General features: G+C 53.9%; 18 protein-coding genes, 2 pseudogenes and 1 riboswitch. Of the genes and pseudogenes, 11 read left to right on the top strand and 9 right to left on the bottom strand.

What is annotated here, in order from left to right; genetic code table 11:
• Nucleotides 1-7 precede the first annotated feature (7 nt).
• The gene (pntB, locus tag ESM_RS0101705) at nucleotides 8-1,396 is read left to right on the top strand and encodes a Re/Si-specific NAD(P)(+) transhydrogenase subunit beta (protein WP_000014047.1); all 1,389 of its coding nucleotides are present in this window, start codon (nucleotides 8-10) and stop codon (nucleotides 1,394-1,396) included.
• 24 nt (nucleotides 1,397-1,420) lie between these two features.
• Here the strand turns inward: pntB and tqsA are convergent.
• Nucleotides 1,421-2,155, bottom strand: a pseudogene (tqsA, locus tag ESM_RS01000000123740) (AI-2 transporter TqsA); the annotation flags it as partial.
• A 376-nt stretch (nucleotides 2,156-2,531) separates the two neighbouring features.
• Between tqsA and purH the strand changes: the two are divergent.
• Both purH and purD read left to right on the top strand, forming a co-directional pair.
• Nucleotides 2,532-4,121, top strand: coding sequence for a bifunctional phosphoribosylaminoimidazolecarboxamide formyltransferase/IMP cyclohydrolase (gene purH / locus ESM_RS0101695; protein WP_001187579.1), 1,590 nt, complete (start codon nucleotides 2,532-2,534; stop codon nucleotides 4,119-4,121).
• A gap of 11 nt (nucleotides 4,122-4,132) precedes the next feature.
• Nucleotides 4,133-5,422 (top strand): phosphoribosylamine--glycine ligase, encoded by a 1,290-nt coding sequence (gene purD, locus ESM_RS0101690; protein WP_000866793.1) that lies wholly within the window; start codon nucleotides 4,133-4,135, stop codon nucleotides 5,420-5,422.
• On the opposite strand, the gene zraR is transcribed toward purD, so the two are convergent.
• Nucleotides 5,419-6,744, bottom strand: coding sequence for a sigma-54-dependent response regulator transcription factor ZraR (gene zraR, locus ESM_RS0101685; protein WP_000679878.1), 1,326 nt, complete (start codon nucleotides 6,742-6,744; stop codon nucleotides 5,419-5,421). The two genes, purD and zraR, sit on opposite strands and share 4 nt — an antisense overlap.
• Entirely contained in the window at nucleotides 6,741-8,138 is a 1,398-nt protein-coding gene (gene zraS, locus ESM_RS0101680; RefSeq protein WP_001211947.1) for a two-component system sensor histidine kinase ZraS, read from the bottom strand. The genes zraR and zraS overlap by 4 nt, the downstream gene beginning before the upstream one ends.
• Nucleotides 8,139-8,375: 237 nt before the next feature.
• Here zraS and zraP point away from each other — a divergent pair, with 237 nt between their 5' ends.
• A complete protein-coding gene (zraP, locus tag ESM_RS0101675; protein WP_000828219.1) occupies nucleotides 8,376-8,804 on the top strand; it encodes a zinc resistance sensor/chaperone ZraP in 429 nt (142 codons plus the stop codon).
• Nucleotide 8,805: 1 nt separating this feature from the next.
• On the opposite strand, the gene ESM_RS0101670 is transcribed toward zraP, so the two are convergent.
• The 6 genes from ESM_RS0101670 to nudC form a co-directional block, all read right to left on the bottom strand.
• On the bottom strand, nucleotides 8,806-9,501 hold the full coding sequence (locus ESM_RS0101670) for a DUF1481 domain-containing protein (RefSeq protein WP_010375907.1): 696 nt from the start codon (nucleotides 9,499-9,501) through the stop codon (nucleotides 8,806-8,808).
• A 12-nt stretch (nucleotides 9,502-9,513) separates the two neighbouring features.
• Nucleotides 9,514-9,786 carry a nucleoid-associated protein HU-alpha gene (hupA, locus tag ESM_RS0101665; protein ID WP_001044513.1) on the bottom strand — a complete coding sequence of 91 codons (273 nt, stop codon included), beginning with the start codon at nucleotides 9,784-9,786 and terminating at the stop codon, nucleotides 9,514-9,516.
• 186 nt (nucleotides 9,787-9,972) lie between these two features.
• On the bottom strand, nucleotides 9,973-10,563 hold the full coding sequence (locus ESM_RS0101660; protein WP_000940106.1) for a YjaG family protein: 591 nt from the start codon (nucleotides 10,561-10,563) through the stop codon (nucleotides 9,973-9,975).
• Between the two features lie 42 nt (nucleotides 10,564-10,605).
• Nucleotides 10,606-11,277: a deoxyribonuclease V gene (nfi, locus tag ESM_RS0101655; RefSeq protein WP_000362400.1), complete on the bottom strand. Its 672-nt coding sequence runs from the start codon at nucleotides 11,275-11,277 to the stop codon at nucleotides 10,606-10,608.
• Nucleotides 11,278-11,286: 9 nt separating this feature from the next.
• Nucleotides 11,287-12,351: a uroporphyrinogen decarboxylase gene (gene hemE / locus ESM_RS0101650; protein ID WP_000137657.1), complete on the bottom strand. Its 1,065-nt coding sequence runs from the start codon at nucleotides 12,349-12,351 to the stop codon at nucleotides 11,287-11,289.
• A 39-nt stretch (nucleotides 12,352-12,390) separates the two neighbouring features.
• A complete protein-coding gene (nudC, locus tag ESM_RS0101645) occupies nucleotides 12,391-13,164 on the bottom strand; it encodes an NAD(+) diphosphatase (protein WP_000373924.1) in 774 nt (257 codons plus the stop codon).
• A 93-nt stretch (nucleotides 13,165-13,257) separates the two neighbouring features.
• Here nudC and ESM_RS0101640 point away from each other — a divergent pair, with 93 nt between their 5' ends.
• From ESM_RS0101640 to thiH, 7 genes and pseudogenes are all read left to right on the top strand, one after another.
• Nucleotides 13,258-13,734: an Rsd/AlgQ family anti-sigma factor gene (locus tag ESM_RS0101640; protein WP_000934291.1), complete on the top strand. Its 477-nt coding sequence runs from the start codon at nucleotides 13,258-13,260 to the stop codon at nucleotides 13,732-13,734.
• A 51-nt stretch (nucleotides 13,735-13,785) separates the two neighbouring features.
• A riboswitch (TPP riboswitch) is annotated at nucleotides 13,786-13,886 on the top strand.
• Nucleotides 13,887-13,965: 79 nt separating this feature from the next.
• Nucleotides 13,966-15,862: pseudogene (gene thiC, locus ESM_RS01000000123735) on the top strand (phosphomethylpyrimidine synthase ThiC).
• On the top strand, nucleotides 15,862-16,497 hold the full coding sequence (gene thiE / locus ESM_RS0101630; RefSeq protein WP_010375901.1) for a thiamine phosphate synthase: 636 nt from the start codon (nucleotides 15,862-15,864) through the stop codon (nucleotides 16,495-16,497). Before thiC ends, thiE begins: the two are co-directional and overlap by 1 nt.
• Nucleotides 16,490-17,245 (top strand): thiazole biosynthesis adenylyltransferase ThiF, encoded by a 756-nt coding sequence (gene thiF / locus ESM_RS0101625; RefSeq protein ID WP_001517536.1) that lies wholly within the window; start codon nucleotides 16,490-16,492, stop codon nucleotides 17,243-17,245. Before thiE ends, thiF begins: the two co-directional genes overlap by 8 nt.
• Nucleotides 17,229-17,429, top strand: coding sequence for a sulfur carrier protein ThiS (gene thiS, locus ESM_RS0101620; RefSeq protein ID WP_001166252.1), 201 nt, complete (start codon nucleotides 17,229-17,231; stop codon nucleotides 17,427-17,429). The genes thiF and thiS overlap by 17 nt, the downstream gene beginning before the upstream one ends.
• Nucleotide 17,430: 1 nt before the next feature.
• Nucleotides 17,431-18,201 (top strand): thiazole synthase, encoded by a 771-nt coding sequence (gene thiG / locus ESM_RS0101615; RefSeq protein WP_000944086.1) that lies wholly within the window; start codon nucleotides 17,431-17,433, stop codon nucleotides 18,199-18,201.
• Entirely contained in the window at nucleotides 18,198-19,331 is a 1,134-nt protein-coding gene (gene thiH / locus ESM_RS0101610) for a 2-iminoacetate synthase ThiH (RefSeq protein WP_000847549.1), read from the top strand. The genes thiG and thiH overlap by 4 nt, the downstream gene beginning before the upstream one ends.
• The last annotated feature ends 59 nt before the right edge of the window (nucleotides 19,332-19,390 follow it).

Raw genomic sequence — 19,390 nt, 5'->3', positions numbered from 1 at the left:
GTAACATATGTCTGGAGGATTAGTTACAGCTGCATACATTGTTGCCGCGATCCTGTTTATCTTCAGCCTGGCCGGGCTTTCGAAACATGAAACCTCTCGCCAGGGTAACAACTTCGGTATCGCCGGGATGGCGATTGCGTTAATCGCTACTATTTTGGGGCCGGATACTGGCAATGTTGGTTGGATCTTGCTGGCGATGGTCATCGGTGGCGCAATTGGTATCCGTCTGGCGAAGAAGGTCGAAATGACTGAAATGCCGGAACTGGTGGCGATCCTGCATAGTTTTGTGGGGCTGGCGGCGGTGCTGGTTGGTTTTAATAGCTATCTGCATCACGATGCGGATATGGCTCCGATTCTGGCCAACATTCACCTGACGGAAGTATTCCTCGGTATCTTCATTGGTGCGGTGACCTTCACCGGCTCGGTCGTGGCATTCGGTAAGTTGTGCGGCAAAATTTCGTCTAAACCGCTGATGCTGCCAAACCGTCACAAAATGAATCTGGCTGCTCTGGTCGTTTCCTTCCTGCTGCTGATTGTGTTTGTCCGCACCGAAAGCGTTGGCCTGCAAGTTCTGGCATTGCTGATAATGACCGCCATTGCACTGGTCTTCGGCTGGCATTTAGTGGCTTCCATCGGTGGCGCAGATATGCCAGTGGTGGTGTCGATGCTGAACTCTTACTCTGGTTGGGCGGCAGCGGCCGCGGGCTTTATGCTCAGCAACGACTTGCTGATTGTGACCGGTGCGCTGGTCGGTTCTTCGGGGGCAATCCTTTCTTACATCATGTGTAAGGCGATGAACCGTTCCTTTATCAGCGTCATTGCGGGTGGTTTCGGCACCGATGGTTCCTCTACCGGCGACGATCAGGAAGTGGGTGAACATCGCGAAATTACGGCGGAAGAGACGGCGGAACTGCTGAAAAATTCGCATTCAGTGATCATCACCCCAGGTTACGGCATGGCAGTCGCGCAGGCGCAATATCCGGTGGCAGAAATCACCGAGAAACTGCGTGCCCGCGGTATCAACGTGCGTTTCGGTATTCACCCGGTTGCGGGGCGTTTGCCTGGGCATATGAACGTATTGCTGGCAGAAGCGAAAGTGCCGTATGACATCGTGCTGGAAATGGACGAGATCAACGATGACTTTGCTGATACCGATACCGTGCTGGTAATTGGTGCGAACGATACGGTTAACCCGGCGGCGCAGGACGATCCGAAAAGCCCAATTGCCGGAATGCCGGTACTGGAAGTGTGGAAAGCGCAGAACGTGATTGTCTTTAAACGTTCGATGAACACCGGCTATGCTGGTGTGCAAAACCCGCTGTTTTTCAAGGAAAACACCCACATGCTGTTTGGTGACGCCAAAGCCAGCGTGGATGCGATTCTGAAAGCACTGTAACCTCAACGGCCTCTGCGGAGGCCGTTACTCTTTCTTGAGATCGCTTAACAGCACGGCGATGCTTTGACCTCCCGCTGTTTGTTCAAGCGCAATTTTGACAATAATCGTCAACGGCACCGAAAGCAGCATCCCCACCGGTCCTAACAACCATCCCCAAAAAATTAACGACAAAAAGACCACCAGTGTGGAAAGCCCCAATCCGCGTCCCATAATGCGTGGTTCCAGAATATTACCGAAGACCAGATTAATCAGCAGATATCCCGCCAGCACCAACAACGCTTCGTAGAAACCATTAAACACCAGTACCTGGGCGATAGGGGGAATAGCCGCAAGGACCGAACCAATATTAGGAATGTAATTAAGCGCAAAGGCCAGCAATCCCCAGACAAAAGCAAAGCGAACGTCCAGTGCTGCGAGCATCGCCCAGGCGACCAGTCCGGTGATGATGCTGATGGCCGTTTTCAGCACCAGGTAATGCGACACACTGTCAATCGCGCGCTGAATCGCCGCCATTCCTTCGACCGGACGTGCCATCATTTGCTGGAGTTTGCCGGGCAGTTGCGGAACTTCGAGCAGCATAAACAGCACCGTCAACAGCAATAAAAATATTGATGACATGGCGTTAGATAACTGCGTCAGTAAGTTGGTCAGCAACGTCATCGCCGCGTTCGGGTCAATGTAATGCGCCAGTTGGTCAACTGAGACATCAATACCCACGCGCTGTAATAAAGGCTCCAGAGCTTGCAGAGGCTTTATGATTGGAACTGGCTGTTTGTGTGAAGTGATTCACATCCGCCGTGTCGATGGAGGCGCATTATAGGGTGTTCTCCGTAGGCCGCAATAGAAAAATTGCAAAAAAATGACTGACTGCTGCATTCCCCAGCAAAACCCCGCTTTATACCTTTTTACACACAGAGTTATCCACAATCATCAGCGTTATTTCTGTATTCCTGAACCGCTAATGGCAATCAAAATCGAGATCACCATCGAAACAAAAAAATTCGCGAGCGTTGCGCAAACGTTTTCGTTACAATGCTGGCGAAAAATAAAGATGCCCCGTTAGGGGCGTTAGCTGAGTTTTTTGCGAAAAATTCAGCTAACGCTCTCTGTAATAGTCAAATCCAGGGGATTTACCATGCAACAACGTCGTCCAGTCCGCCGCGCTCTGCTCAGTGTTTCTGACAAAGCCGGTATCGTCGAATTCGCCCAGGCACTTTCTGCACGCGGTGTGGAGCTGCTGTCTACAGGGGGCACTGCCCGTCTGTTAGCAGAAAAAGGCCTGCCGGTGACCGAAGTTTCCGATTACACCGGTTTCCCGGAGATGATGGATGGACGCGTGAAGACCCTGCATCCAAAAGTGCACGGCGGTATTCTGGGCCGTCGCGGTCAGGACGATGCCATTATGGAAGAACATCAGATCCAACCTATCGATATGGTGGTCGTTAACCTGTACCCATTCGCCCAGACCGTGGCCCGTGAAGGCTGCTCACTGGAAGATGCGGTTGAGAACATCGATATCGGCGGCCCAACCATGGTGCGCTCCGCCGCCAAGAATCATAGAGATGTCGCTATCGTTGTTAAGAGCAGCGACTATGACGCTATTATTGAAGAGATGGATGCCAACGAAGGTTCTCTGACTCTCAATACCCGTTTCGACCTCGCCATCAAAGCCTTCGAACATACCGCCGCCTATGACAGCATGATCGCCAACTACTTCGGTAGCATGGTTCCGGCTTATCACGGCGAGAGTAAAGAAGCGGCTGGCCGCTTCCCGCGCACACTTAACCTGAACTTCATTAAGAAGCAGGATATGCGCTACGGTGAAAACAGCCACCAGCAAGCTGCCTTCTATATAGAAGAGAATGTGAAAGAAGCCTCCGTTGCCACCGCAATCCAGGTTCAGGGTAAAGCCCTTTCCTATAACAACATCGCTGATACCGATGCGGCGCTGGAATGCGTGAAAGAATTTGCGGAGCCAGCCTGTGTGATTGTGAAGCACGCTAACCCCTGCGGTGTCGCCATCAGCAGCACGATCCTTGATGCTTACGATCGCGCGTATAAAACCGACCCAACCTCCGCATTCGGCGGCATTATCGCTTTTAACCGTGAGCTGGATGCTGAAACCGCGCAGGCTATTATCTCCCGTCAGTTTGTTGAAGTGATCATTGCGCCGTCCGCCAGCGAAGAAGCCCTGAAAATCACCGCCGCCAAACAGAACGTGCGCGTCCTGACCTGTGGTCAGTGGGGCGAGCGTGTTCCGGGCCTCGATTTCAAACGCGTGAATGGCGGTTTGCTGGTTCAGGATCGCGATCTGGGCATGGTTGGCGCAGAAGAACTGCGCGTGGTGACTAAACGCCAGCCGACCGAGCAGGAACTACGTGATGCGCTGTTCTGCTGGAAGGTGGCGAAGTTCGTGAAATCCAACGCCATCGTCTATGCCAAAAACAATATGACCATCGGGATTGGCGCGGGCCAGATGAGCCGCGTGTACTCCGCGAAAATCGCCGGTATTAAAGCCGCCGATGAAGGTCTGGAAGTGAAAGGTTCCTCGATGGCTTCTGACGCGTTCTTCCCGTTCCGCGACGGTATTGATGCCGCCGCCGCTGCGGGCGTGACCTGCGTAATCCAGCCTGGCGGTTCTATCCGCGATGACGAAGTGATTGCTGCCGCCGACGAGCACGGTATTGCGATGCTCTTCACCGACATGCGCCACTTCCGCCATTAATGGAGCGACAGATGAAAGTATTAGTGATTGGTAACGGCGGGCGCGAACACGCGCTGGCCTGGAAAGCGGCGCAATCGCCGCTGGTTGAGACCGTATTTGTCGCACCAGGTAATGCGGGAACGGCGCTGGAACCTGCGCTGCAAAACGTCGCTATCGGCGTGACCGATATCCCGGCGCTGCTGGATTTCGCGCAAAACGAAAAGATCGACCTAACCATCGTCGGCCCGGAAGCACCGCTGGTGAAAGGCGTGGTTGATACCTTCCGCGCCGCTGAGCTGAAAATCTTCGGCCCAACCGCAGGTGCCGCACAACTGGAAGGCTCGAAAGCATTTACTAAAGATTTCCTGGCCCGCCATAAGATCCCTACGGCGGAATACCAGAACTTCACCGAAGTAGAACCTGCATTAGCGTATCTGCGTGAGAAAGGCGCACCGATCGTTATCAAAGCGGACGGTCTGGCCGCCGGGAAAGGTGTTATCGTGGCGATGACACTGGAAGAAGCTGAAGCGGCTGTTCACGATATGCTGGCGGGCAACGCTTTTGGCGACGCGGGTCATCGCATTGTGATCGAAGAGTTCCTCGACGGCGAAGAAGCGAGCTTTATCGTGATGGTGGACGGCGAACATGTGCTGCCAATGGCCACCAGCCAGGATCACAAACGCGTAGGCGATAAAGATACCGGGCCGAACACCGGCGGGATGGGTGCTTACTCTCCTGCGCCAGTGGTGACCGATGAAGTTCATCAGCGCACGATGGAACGCATCATCTGGCCAACCGTAAAAGGCATGGCGGCGGAAGGCAACACCTACACCGGTTTTCTCTACGCGGGTTTGATGATCGACAAACAGGGTAATCCGAAGGTTATCGAGTTTAACTGCCGCTTTGGCGATCCGGAAACCCAGCCGATTATGCTGCGCATGAAGTCCGATCTGGTTGAACTCTGCCTGGCGGCCTGTGAAGGCAAGCTGGACGAGAAAACGTCCGAGTGGGATGAACGTGCTTCTCTCGGCGTGGTGATGGCTGCGGGTGGATATCCAGGGGATTACCGCACCGGCGATGTGATCCACGGCCTGCCGCTGGAAGAAGCGGAAGACGGCAAAGTGTTCCATGCGGGTACGAAACTGGCAGATGACGAGCAGGTGATCACCAGCGGCGGGCGCGTACTGTGCGTCACCGCGCTGGGTCATACCGTGGCAGAAGCGCAGAAACGCGCTTATGCCTTAATGACCGATATCCACTGGGATGATTGCTTCTGCCGGAAAGATATCGGCTGGCGCGCCATCGAACGCGAGCAGAACTAACGCGACAGTTTTGCCAATAGCGTTTTGCGCGTGATCCCTAACTGGCGGGCGGCTTCGGTTTTGTTGCCGCCCGTTTTCTCCAGCGCCGCCAGAATCACCTCCTTTTCCACTTCCACCAGCGGCTGAATATCCTGACTTTGCACCAGCGGAATCGACGTACTGGCAATCGCCAGCGGCAGCTCGCGTTCGGAAATATATTCCCCGGTCAGTAGCACCACCGCCCGTTCCACTGCGTTTTCCAGTTCACGAATATTCCCCGGCCAGTCGTAGTGAATTAGCAGATCCATCGCCTGCGGCGTAAAGCCTTTTACCGCCTTGCGATTACGTTCAGCAAAGCGCTGCAGAAAATGATCTGCCAACAGAGGAATATCTTCCCGCCGTTGACGTAGCGCCGGCACTTCAATCGCCACCACGTTCAGTCGATAGTAGAGATCCTGGCGAAAACGCCCGGCATTCACCTCTGCGGCAAGATCGCGATGGGTCGCGGCAATCAGCCGGACATCGACAGAAATAGTCTGGTTGCTGCCAACACGCTGGACTTCACGCTCCTGAATGGCACGCAGCAGACGAACCTGCATCATTGGAGAAATATCGCCAATTTCATCGAGAAACAACGTGCCGCCGTCCGCCTCAACAAAGCGCCCTTCCCGCCGTTTATCGGCACCGGTAAACGCCCCTTTTTCATGACCGAACAATTCGGACTCCAGTAAGGATTCGTTGAGTGCCGCACAGTTGAGCGTTACCAGCGGTTTTTCACTACGTGCGCTACTGGCGTGAATTGCTCTGGCAACCAACTCTTTGCCGGTGCCAGAATCGCCGTGGATCAACACCGTGGCTTCCGATGGTGCGACGAGGGCTATTTCACTGAGTAAGTGTTGCATCGCCGGGCTTTTCCCAACCATCCCAAACTGGCTGGCTAGCACGGTAGGCGTTTCAGAAGCGACAATCTGCGTATGAGCAAGCGCCTTTTCCAGCGTTGCCTGCAAGTTATCGAAATCCAGCGGCTTGATGAGATAATCCAGTGCCCCGGTTTTCAGCGCTTCTACCGCCGTCTCGACGCTGGAGTAAGCGGTCATAATCAGCACCGGAATTGCCGGATTTAACGCTTTAATCTCTTTCAGCGTGGCGATGCCGTCCATCTCCGCCATTCGCACATCGCAAAGCACAAGATCAAAAACCTGTTCCCGCACCTGCTCCAGCGCCTGTCGCCCGCTGTTCGCCAGCGCGACGTTATAGCCCCAGCCACGTAGCAATGCCTGCAAGATGGTGCAGTGGCTAATGTCATCATCCACCACCAGAATATCGATGTTATCGTGCTTCATCCTTGTGGGTCCTTACGATTAATATTCACCGGAAGCCAGAGGGTGAATGTTGCACCTTTCCCCTCCTGGCTGGCGACCTGAATTGTACCACCGTGTTGTTCAACAATATTATGCACAACCGCCAGCCCCAGCCCGGTGCCTTCGGCTTTGGTGGTGAAGTACGGGGTGAAGATAGCCTCCAGTTGATCTGCCGCAATTCCCTTACCGCTGTCGGTAACGTTAATTTTCACGCCATTGCCGCTTTCACTTGCCGTCACACTAATCACGCCATGCTCACCAATAGCCTGAATAGCATTGAGATAAAGATTTAACAGTACCTGAGTCAGTCTGTCCGGGTCGGCCTGAATTTCCGGCAACCCGTTGTTAGCGTTAAAGCACAACTGTATCTCACGACTCTGAGCGTCCTGGCTCACCAGTTGTAATGAATGGTTAATCAGGGTATTGAGCTCCACCGCCTGCAAAGCAAGGTGCGTTGGCTTGACCAGTTCCAGCAGTTCGCTCACCACGCGATTCAAACGGTCGGCTTCTTTCGCCATCACCTGCGCCAGTTGATGCGCTTCGCCCCCCGCGGGCGTGCGCTCGGCAAAATATTTCGCCAGTCCTTTAATCGATGAAAGTGGGTTACGGATTTCGTGGGCGACGCCTGCCGCCAGATGCCCCAGCGCCACCAGCTTCTCTTTGCGCTTCATTTCATCCTGCAATAACTGGCGCGAGCGAAGGTAACGGCGATACCAGAAGAATGACAACACGCTCGCCAGCAATACCGTCGCCAGAGCAAAGAGAATAATCAGGGTATTGCGCTTCTCCCCAATCTGGGTTGCAACCAGATCACTGGCATCAACAGCGATAAAAATAGCCTGTTGTGCATCTGCCTGTGGCTCAGGTTTGCCGTTACAGCGCGGCATATTATGCATCCCATGCCTCCAGGAGGCTGACATGGGCTGAAACAAACGATAGACCTCAAGCGCAGGCGTTTTTTCCGCGTCCTCAAGCAGTCGCCAGCGGGAGTTTTCCTCTGGCTTTAACTGCCGCATTTCATCAGGCGAATAGAGTGCACGCCCGACCATTTCTGGGTCACTGTGAAGAATGATAATGCCCTGCGCATCGGTGACCGCAAACCACAACACCCCTGGCTGGCCTGCCATCTCTTCCAGAAGTGCCTGTTGCTGCACATGGTGCATTCGCATCCCCATCCCTACGCGACTTCCTGACTCCAGAGCGCGAATGAGCACATTACCTTTTTCCAGTAATGCCTGGCGGTCAGCCTCGCTTGCCCGCCCATAATCGCGAATCACCGTCACCGCAAACAATCCCACCAGCCCAACAATGACTACGGGGAGGATCGCGCTTAACCATTTGGCTAATGTGTCTTTAGAACGTTGCATAAAACGCATCTTCTTCTTTGCCTGTTCATCCCTTTTTGACAGCACAAATCATGCCATCTTTTATTGCCCCCTACTCTGCGCTGTAACACAAACGCTTATCTTTCAATGAGTAAAAATGACTCGCTACCCACCACAAGCGGGTCATTTTTACTCGCTAACCGCGCCAGATTGCCCGTTACATCGGTGTTTCATCGTTGGCACGAAAGATGCAATACGTAAAGTAAGACAACCACTGGAGGATTAACCATGAAACGGAACACGAAGATTGCCCTGGTGATGATGGCGTTTTCAGCAATGGCGATAGGCTCAACAACTGCATTTGCCCACGGCGGACACGGTATGTGGCAGCAAAATGCAGCGCCTTTGACCAGCGAACAACAAACTGCGTGGCAGAAAATCCATAATGACTTTTACGCCCAAAGCAGCGCGCTGCAACAACAACTGGTGACGAAGCGTTATGAATACAACGCCCTGTTAGCCGCTAATCCACCGGATAGCAGCAAAATTAACGCGGTCGCCAAAGAGATGGAGACTTTACGTCAGTCATTAGATGAATTGCGAGTTAAACGGGATATTGCGATGGCTGAAGCGGGTATTCCACGCGGTGTCGGAATGGGCATGGGTTACGGTGGCTGCGGAGGTGGTGGCGGCCATATGGGTATGGGCCACTGGTAAATCAGAACGTCTTCTCGTTGGGTTGCCAGCGACAAAAGTCAGAGTTTGCCACTAACAGTAATTGTGAACCCTCGGGCGCTTCCAGCCATGCCACGCTCACATCAACAGAAGAGCGGCTCTGGCGGCGCTCGATATGCGCTATCGCCTGCGAATCTAAATCAGGCTTAATGGTTTGCCCTTCGCAGGTAGTCACAGTCTGTTCCATCGCATGCCAGCGTCCCTGACGCAGTACCACTCTCCCCTGACGTAAGGCGTCGCTAATCTGGCGGATCTGGTCTGCACGATAACGGTATAAATCGATTTGATCGTTAGAAAGCTGCTGCTTTTGCCCGTCGGATTCACGTTGCATAAAGCTCAGGTCACCGCGCTCGTCAAAGCGTGCGCGGATATTCACCGGCGGTTTGCTGTAAACGTTGATATTGATAAGCGTGAGGTTATCGCCCTGCCAGCGGTATTCACGGGTAGTGGTATCGCCATTGCGCCACGGACTGAACACGGCAAGCAGATGGATATTATCGCCGCTGTCTTTTCGCCAGATGCGCACTGCACCCTGGTCTTCGGCAAACCCACTGGCGGTAAAAGGGGGAAGTGAAGAGTTGTGGCTACAGGCAGAGAGAAACAGCACGCCTGCCAGCATCAATGTGCGACGCCAGAAAGACAAAAGGGGTGAAACCACCCCTTCGTTAAAACTGTTCACTGCCACGCAATCTTACTTAACTGCGTCTTTCAGTGCCTTGCCAGAAACAAATGCCGGTACGTTAGCTGCGGCGATTTTGATTTCTTTACCGGTCTGCGGGTTGCGGCCAGTACGCTCAGCGCGGTGGTTCACTTTGAAGGTTCCGAAACCAACCAGTTGTACAGCATCGCCTTCTTTCAGAGACTCAGTAATTGCAGCCAGAGTGGACTCCAGAGCAGCTTTAGCCTGGGTTTTGGACAGTTCTGCTTTCTCTGCAATTACATCAATCAGTTGAGTCTTGTTCATAAGTTATCCTTACAATGTGTTTATCGCTTGCTAAGCATCGAGTGCGACGGAAATGCCAGAATAGCACTCTCCTGCATACACGCACCGATAGCCACTTTTTTTCGCCCCCCAAATGTAGACCAGACGGGGGGCGAAAGGGAAGACTCCAGGTACGACAAATCAGGCGTTAATTCACGTTTTCTGGTCTTATTGCTGAAAAATTATACCAATATTGCTCTCACCCGCCTCACGCAGGTCTGCCCTAAGGCCCTTTATCAGCTCAATGTCGCGTTCTTCGCACTCGGCTAAAAGTCGGAATATTTCCCACTGAATGTCCCATTCTTGCTCAACGGCCGGGTTTTCTTTCAGCTCTTCATCGCTCATTTCGCGACCAGCCTGGGTCATTTCCAGCATCGCAACGGTGGTGATGGAAGTCTTACTGACTTCCACAGCGTGTTCCAGTGTTTCGCCACTCAAACGCGAATGAACCAGTTCACTTAACGCCACGCAGGCATCGATTGCCGGATAAACACCGTACAGATCGAAATCATCTGCTGAAGGGATAGCTTCCTCAAATTTCTCCAGTTGACTGTCGAAATTCACTTTTGCGTCTTTGACAGTCAGCGTTTCCCAGATGAGATCAAGAATGCGACGGTAAATCTGCCCATCACCGAAGCCGGTTTGCTGGCAGAACATGGCGTAATTGGGGTACATGCGTTCGCATAAGCAGGCCATAAAAGTAACGTGCTGCCAGCTTTCCAGGCGCTCCAAGCGCAGATGAATCGGGTTTTGTAACATGTTGAGTTCTCAAATACGGAAATTATCCGCAGTTTACCTGAATTAGGGCTGATTTGCTGTATAGCGCACGAACGCCGGACGTTCCGAGGCCACAGCATCCGCCCAGCGCGTTGGTTCTGGCAGACGATAGCCTTTCATGCAGCGTTGTACCCACGCCAGCGCGCTATCCACGCTGATCCGATGACCAGTAGCAATAAACAGCGGATTACAGCGCGCTTTGCTACGCCAGACCCAGGCCAGTTGCTCGCCTTTGTCCATCAACGGCGACAGTGCGCCCGGTTCGCTGGAGAGTGGTTCGAATTTACCGCATAGCCGTTTTTTCGCCACGCCAATGGTTGGCACATCGACTAATAAGCCAAAATGACTGGCGACGCCAAGACGACGCGGATGCGAGATCCCATGACCGTCGACAAACACTAAATCCGGTTTTTGCGACAGCATCTCCCACGCTGCCAGCAGCGCAGGATATTCGCGGAAGGAAAGAAAACCAGGAATGTAAGGCATGGTGGTGGCGATGCGAGCCACTTTATACTCCACCAGCTCAAGAGTGGGATATTTCAGCAGCACTATCGCCGCTCGCGTCACATCTCCGCCCTGCTCAAACCCAACATCGGCTCCGGCGATCAGATCCGGAGGATCTTTATCGAGTCGATCCTCGCGGATCACAGAAGAGGCCAGTTCAAGTTGTTGAGCGCGTAATGACGCGAGATCCATAATCACTCCTTAACGGTGGTACTGTTCGGACAACCGATGTACTGCCTCCACAAAGACACCGGCATGTTCTGGCGGTACATCCTGGTGAATGCCGTGACCAAGGTTGAAGACATGACCTTCACCATGACCGAAACCGGCAAGAATTGTCGCCACTTCTTCTTCAATGCGGGCTGGCGGCGCATACAGCATCGATGGGTCCATATTGCCCTGCAACGCGACTTTATTACCCACGCGGCGGCGCGCATCAGCGATATCCGTTGTCCAGTCGAGACCCAGCGCATCGCAACCAGTTTCCGCCATCGCTTCCAGCCACTGTCCACCGCCTTTGGTAAACAGTGTTACCGGCACACGGCGGCCGTCGTTTTCACGCAGCAACCCATCGACAATTTTATGCATGTAGTAGAGCGAGAACTGTTGATAGTCACGTCCGGTGAGCACGCCGCCCCAGGTGTCGAAAATCATCACCGCTTGCGCACCGGCTTTGATTTGCGCGTTCAGGTACAGGGTGACGCTTTTCGCCAATTTATCGAGTAGCGCATGCAGCGCTTGCGGATCGGCATACATCATTTTTTTGATCACGGTGAAAGCTTTGCTACTACCGCCTTCCACCATGTAGGTCGCCAGCGTCCACGGGCTGCCGGAAAAACCAATTAGTGGTACTTCGCCTTTCAGTTCGCGACGAATGGTACGTACTGCGTTCATCACGTAACCCAGTTCATCTTCCGGATCCGGAATCGGCAGTTTATCGACGTCTGCTTTACAGGTGACTGGCGAGGTGAATCGCGGGCCTTCTCCGGCTTCAAAATAGAGTCCTAACCCCATTGCATCCGGAACGGTGAGAATATCGGAAAACAGAATCGCCGCGTCCAGCGGATAGCGACGTAGCGGCTGCAAGGTGACTTCGCACGCCAGCTCGGCGTTTTTGCACAACGACATAAAATCGCCCGCCTGAGCGCGAGTAGCTTTATATTCCGGTAGGTAGCGACCCGCCTGGCGCATCATCCATACTGGAGTGACATCAACGGGCTGGCGCAGCAGCGCCCGCAGATAACGATCGTTTTTGAGTTCGGTCATTTTGGCTGTTCCTTAGTGCGTCAGGCGGTCAGTGTATCATCACTCATACTCTGCCCGACACATCGCCACCGTATCTTCTATCAGACGGCGCGCCACAGTGCCCGGTGGTGGCAATAATGGTAAATCGTCGTAGCGATACCAGTTCGCCTCCAGCAGTTCTTTCGGATCAATCACGATGTCACCACTGTCATACTCCGCCATAAACGCAGTCATCAGCGACTGAGGAAACGGCCACGGCTGAGAGGTCACATAACGCAAATTCCTGACTTTGATGCCACTCTCTTCCATCACTTCCCGCGCGACCGCCTGTTCGAGGGTTTCTCCGACTTCGACAAATCCGGCGAGTACCGTATGGACACCGTTACGATGCCGGGTATGCTGGGCAAGTAGGATCGAATCATCGCGACGGATGGCAACGATAATGCAGGGAGCGATTTGTGGGTAGTAACGCTCACGGCAGTGGCTGCACAGCATCGCCCATTCGGTTTTGCTTGGGTACATTTCATGCCCGCAATATCCGCAGTATTTATGCGAACGGTAAAACTCCGCCAGTTGCACGCCGCGTCCGGCTAATTGAAACAGCCCGACGTCCAGATCAATAACCTGGCGCACCGAGCCCATATCATGGCGACGCTGCTGTTGTACCAGCCAAACAGGTTCTCCTTGCCATTCGCCTATCTGCAGTGCGCGCTGACCCACAAGATCAAAATTTGCCGCTTTGCCATATGGCAATTCTCCCTTCGGCAACCATAATTTTTGCTCATGGCTGACTATCCACCAACCGTGATCTAATTTTTCAATTATACGATCCATAGCTCTTGCACTACCTTTGCTTCACTGGCATGTTTAACATGTTTTTTACATTCTCACTGAGCAGTTTTTGAAGACAAACTTGCGGAGTCAATCATGCTTAACCAGCTCGATAACCTGACGGAACACGTCAGAGGAAGTAACAAACTGGTTGATCGCTGGCTACATGTACGTAAGCATCTGCTCGTGGCTTACTACAATTTGGTTGGCATTAAGCCTGGCAAAGAATCGTACATGAGGCTAAACGAAAAAGCCCTTGATGATTTTTGCCAGAGTCTGGTCGATTACCTTTCTGCCGGGCATTTCAGTATTTATGAGCGCATTCTGCATAAACTGGAAGGCAACGGGCAGCTCGCTCGCGCCGCGAAGATTTGGCCGCAACTGGAAGCCAACACGCAGCAGATTATGGATTACTACGATTCCAGTCTGGAAACCGCCATAGATCATGATAATTATCTTGAGTTTCAACAGGTTTTATCTGACATCGGTGAAGCGCTGGAAGCACGCTTTGTGCTGGAAGATAAGCTAATTCTGCTGGTGCTTGACGCTGCCCGCCTCAAACATCTTGCTTGAGTTATGCGCTGTTAACGCGTAATTTACATTCAACGCCCCGTTTGCGGGGCTAATTTCTTGTCGGAGTGCCTTAACTGGCTGAGACCGTTCATTCGGGATCCGCGGAACCTGATCAGGCTAATACCTGCGAAGGGAACAAGAGTTAATCTGCTATTGCATCGCCTTTGCGGCGATCATCTCTTGCTTCATCCGTCGTCTGACAAGCCACGTCCTTAACTTTTGGAATGAGCTATGTCTGCAACAAAACTGACCCGCCGCGAGCAACGCGCCCAGGCCCAACATTTTATCGATACCCTGGAAGGCACCGCCTTTCCCAACTCAAAACGGATTTACATCACCGGCACACATCCTGGCGTGCGCGTGCCGATGCGTGAGATCCAGCTTAGCCCGACGCTAATCGGCGGCAGCAAAGAACAGCCACAGTACGAAGAAAATGAAGCGATTCCGGTCTACGATACCTCCGGCCCGTATGGCGACCCGCAAATCGCGATTAACGTACAGCAAGGGCTGGCAAAACTGCGCCAGCCGTGGATCGATGCACGCGGCGACACTGAAGCACTCACCGTTCGCAGTTCCGATTACACTAAAGCGCGACTGGCGGATGACGGCCTCGATGAACTGCGTTTTAGCGGCGTATTAACGCCAAAACGCGCCAAAGCAGGCCATCGCGTTACGCAGTTACACTACGCCCGCCGGGGCATCATCACGCCGGAGATGGAGTTCATCGCCATTCGCGAGAACATGGGGCGCGAGCGCATCCGTAGCGAAGTTTTGCGCCACCAGCATCCGGGTATGAGCTTTGGTGCTCGCCTGCCGGAAAATATCACCGCGGAGTTTGTCCGTGACGAAGTCGCTGCCGGACGCGCCATTATCCCCGCCAATATCAATCATCCGGAATCTGAGCCAATGATCATTGGTCGCAACTTTCTGGTGAAAGTGAATGCCAATATCGGCAACTCAGCGGTCACCTCTTCCATTGAAGAAGAAGTGGAAAAACTGGTGTGGTCCACGCGCTGGGGAGCGGATACTGTGATGGATCTCTCTACCGGTCGCTATATTCACGAAACCCGCGAGTGGATTTTGCGCAACAGCCCGGTGCCGATCGGTACTGTGCCGATCTATCAGGCGCTGGAAAAGGTTAACGGGATCGCTGAAGATCTTACCTGGGAAACGTTCCGAGACACGCTGCTGGAACAGGCCGAGCAAGGTGTGGATTACTTCACGATTCATGCGGGCGTTCTCCTGCGCTACGTGCCAATGACCGCTAAACGTCTGACCGGTATTGTGTCGCGCGGCGGTTCGATTATGGCGAAATGGTGCCTCTCCCATCATCAGGAAAACTTCCTCTATCAACACTTCCGCGAAATTTGTGAAATCTGCGCCGCTTATGACGTTTCGCTGTCGCTGGGCGATGGCCTGCGTCCCGGTTCGATTCAGGATGCTAACGATGAAGCACAGTTTGCCGAGCTGCATACGCTGGGACGAACTGACCAAAATCGCCTGGGAATATGACGTGCAGGTGATGATTGAAGGCCCCGGGCATGTGCCGATGCAAATGATTCGCCGCAATATGACCGAGGAGTTAGAGCACTGCCACGAAGCACCATTCTATACCCTCGGGCCGCTGACTACCGACATTGCGCCGGGCTATGACCATTTCACTTCGGGGATTGGCGCAGCGATGATTGGCTGGTTTGGCTGCGCGATGCTCTGCTACGTAACGCCAAAAGAGCACCTGGGTCTGCCCAATAAAGAAGACGTTAAGCAGGGACTTATCACCTATAAGATTGCCGCCCACGCCGCCGACCTGGCAAAGGGGCATCCGGGCGCACAAATTCGCGATAACGCCATGTCGAAAGCCCGTTTCGAATTTCGCTGGGAAGACCAGTTTAATCTGGCCCTCGATCCGTTTACCGCCCGCGCTTACCACGATGAAACCCTGCCGCAAGAGTCTGGCAAGGTCGCCCATTTCTGCTCGATGTGTGGACCGAAATTCTGCTCGATGAAAATCAGCCAGGAAGTGCGCGATTATGCCGCCGCGCAAACCATTGAAGTAGGAATGGCGGATATGTCGGAGAACTTCCGCGCCAGAGGCGGAGAAATCTACCTGCGTAAGGAGGAAGCATGATGTATCAGCCTGATTTTCCTCGTGTACCTTTTCGTTTAGGGCTGTATCCAGTAGTGGACAGTGTGCAGTGGATCGAACGCATGCTGGACGCGGGCGTGCGCACCCTCCAGCTACGCATTAAAGATCAGCGCGATGAAGAGGTGGAAGCTGATGTCGTAGCGGCAATTGAACTGGGTCACCGCTATAACGCACGACTGTTTATCAACGATTACTGGCAACTGGCGATCAGGCATCAGGCGTATGGTGTCCATCTGGGGCAGGAAGATTTGCAATCCACCGATCTCGCCGCTATCCGCGCGGCAGGCCTGCGGCTGGGCGTTTCGACCCATGATGACATGGAAATCGACGTCACGCTGGCAGCACGCCCTTCTTATATCGCGCTGGGGCATGTGTTCCCCACGCAAACCAAACAGATGCCTTCCGCGCCGCAGGGGCTGGCGCAACTGGCTCGGCACATTGAGCGCCTGGCTGATTATCCCACCGTGGCGATTGGCGGTATCAGTCTGGCGCGCGCACCTGCGGTGATGGCGACGGGTGTCGGTAGCATCGCCGTCGTCAGTGCCATTACCCAGGCGACAGACTGGCGTGCGGCAACAGCTCAGTTGTTGGAAATTGCAGGAGTTGGCGATGAATGACCGTGATTTTATGCGTTATAGCCGCCAAATCCTGCTCGATGACATCGCCATTGAAGGCCAGCAAAAACTGCTCGACAGCCAGGTGCTGATTATCGGCCTTGGCGGGCTGGGTACGCCTGCTGCGCTGTACCTGGCTGGCGCTGGTATCGGAACTCTGGTGCTGGCAGATGACGACGATGTGCATTTGAGTAATCTGCAGCGGCAAATCCTCTTTACCACTGAAGATATCGACCGCCCGAAATCGCAGGTCTGCCAACAGCGACTGACGCAATTGAATCCCGATATTCAACTGATGGCATTACAACAACGGCTAACGGGTCATGCCTTAAAAGATGCGGTAGCACAAGCCGATGTGGTGCTCGACTGTACCGACAATATGGCGACTCGCCAGGAGATTAACGCCGCCTGCGTGGCACTCAACACGCCGCTTATCACCGCCAGCGCGGTCGGTTTTGGTGGTCAGTTGATGGTACTGACGCCACCCTGGGAACAGGGGTGTTATCGCTGTCTGTGGCCGGATAACCTGGAGCCTGAACGCAACTGCCGCACGGCGGGCGTGGTTGGCCCGGTGGTCGGGGTTATGGGTACTTTGCAGGCACTGGAAGCAATTAAGTTATTAAGCGATATAGAGACACCTGCGGGAGAACTCCGTTTGTTCGACGGTAAATCGAACCAGTGGCGCAGCCTGGCGTTGCGCCGCGCCACAGAATGCCCTGTATGTGGAGGATGCAATGCAGATCCTGTTTAACGATCAACCGATGCAGTTCGCCGCCGGACAAACTGTTCACGAGCTGCTGGAGCAACTCAATCAACAACAAGCGGGCGCAGCGCTGGCGATTAATCAACAAATCGTCCCGCGCGAGCAATGGGCGCAACATATCGTGCAGGATGGCGACCAGATCCTGCTTTTTCAGGTTATTGCAGGGGGGTGAGATGTTACGTATTGCGGACAAAACGTTTGATTCACATCTGTTTACCGGCACCGGGAAATTCGCCTCTTCGCAACTGATGGTGGAGGCGATCCGCGCTTCCGGCAGTCAACTGGTGACGCTGGCAATGAAACGCGTCGACTTGCGCCAGCACAACGACGCTATCCTCGATCCGCTTATCGCTGCGGGTGTGACGCTGCTGCCGAATACTTCCGGGGCGAAAACAGCAGAAGAAGCCATTTTCGCTGCTCACCTGGCACGTGAGGCGTTAGGCACACACTGGCTGAAGTTGGAGATTCACCCTGACGCCCGCTGGTTGTTGCCCGATCCCATCGAAACCCTGAAAGCCGCCGAAACACTGGTGCAGCAGGGATTTGTCGTGCTGCCCTACTGCAGTGCCGATCCGGTATTGTGCAAACGTCTGGAAGAAGTCGGTTGCGCGGCGGTAATGCCGCTCGGCGCACCAATTGGCTCTAATCAGGGACTGGAAACCCGCGCCATGCTGGAGATTATTATCCAGCAAGCCACGGTTCCGGTGGTGGTTGATGCGGGCATCGGCGTTCCGAGTCATGCCGCGCAGGCGCTGGAAATGGGGGCCGACGCCGTATTAGTAAATACAGCGATTGCCGTCGCGGACGATCCCATCAACATGGCAAAAGCATTTCGTCTGGCAGTAGAAGCTGGCCTGCTGGCGCGTCAGGCTGGGCCTGGCAGCCGAAGTAGCTTTGCTCATGCCACCAGCCCACTGACCGGATTTCTGGAGGTTTCAGCATGAAAACCTTCAGCAATCGCTGGCGAGAACTGGACTGGGACGACATCCGTCTGCGCATCAACAGTAAAACGGCCGCTGACGTAGAGCGGGCGCTAAATGCGCCGTCACTTACCCGCGACGACATGATGGCATTGCTCTCGCCTGCCGCCAGTGATTATCTGGAACCACTGGCCCAACGGGCGCAACGTCTGACACGCCAACGATTTGGCAATACCGTCAACTTCTACGTCCCGCTCTATCTTTCTAATCTTTGTGCTAACGACTGCACCTATTGTGGATTTTCCATGAGCAATCGCATCAAGCGCAAAACGCTGGATGAAGCAGACATCTCCAGGGAAAGCGCCGCTATTAAGGCAATGGGCTTTGAGCATCTGTTGCTGGTCACCGGTGAACATCAGGCGAAAGTAGGGATGGATTACTTTCGTCGCCACCTTCCTATCCTGCGTGAACAGTTCTCTTCGCTACAGATGGAAGTACAACCACTGACAGAAGCGGAATACGCCGAGTTAAAGCAACTTGGTCTGGATGGGGTAATGGTTTATCAGGAGACATATCACGAGGCGACGTATGCCCGCCATCATCTGAAAGGGAAAAAACAGGACTTCTTCTGGCGACTGGAAACACCAGACCGACTGGGTCGTGCGGGGATTGATAAGATAGGCCTTGGCGCGCTAATCGGCCTTTCCGACAACTGGCGCGTTGACTGCTACATGGTTGCCGAGCATTTGCTGTGGCTGCAACAGCATTACTGGCAAAGCCGCTACTCTGTCTCCTTCCCACGGTTGCGGCCATGTACTGGCGGCATTGAACCAGCGTCGATTATGGATGAACGCCAGCTAGTGCAAACCATCTGCTCCTTCCGCCTGTTTGCGCCGGAGATTGAACTCTCACTCTCCACGCGGGAATCACCGTGGTTTCGCGATCGCGTTATTCCGCTGGCAATAAATAACGTCAGCGCCTTCTCGAAAACGCAGCCAGGTGGCTATGCCGACGGTCACCCTGAACTGGAACAATTCTCACCGCACGACGATCGCAGGCCAGAAGTTGTTGCCGCCGCGTTGACCGCCCAAGGCTTGCAGCCGGTATGGAAAGACTGGGACAGCTATCTGGGACGCGCCTCGCAACGCTTTTGAGACTGAATGTAAGAGCATAAATTTATTCCGAGCAGTTACGAAAGATGGAAAACGGAAAC

The sequence above is a fragment of the Escherichia sp. TW09308 genome (assembly GCF_000208565.1).
Lineage (GTDB): Bacteria > Pseudomonadota > Gammaproteobacteria > Enterobacterales > Enterobacteriaceae > Escherichia > Escherichia marmotae.
The sequence above is the reverse complement of the archived record's forward strand: the minus strand, read 5'-3'. Positions and strand labels throughout refer to the sequence as shown.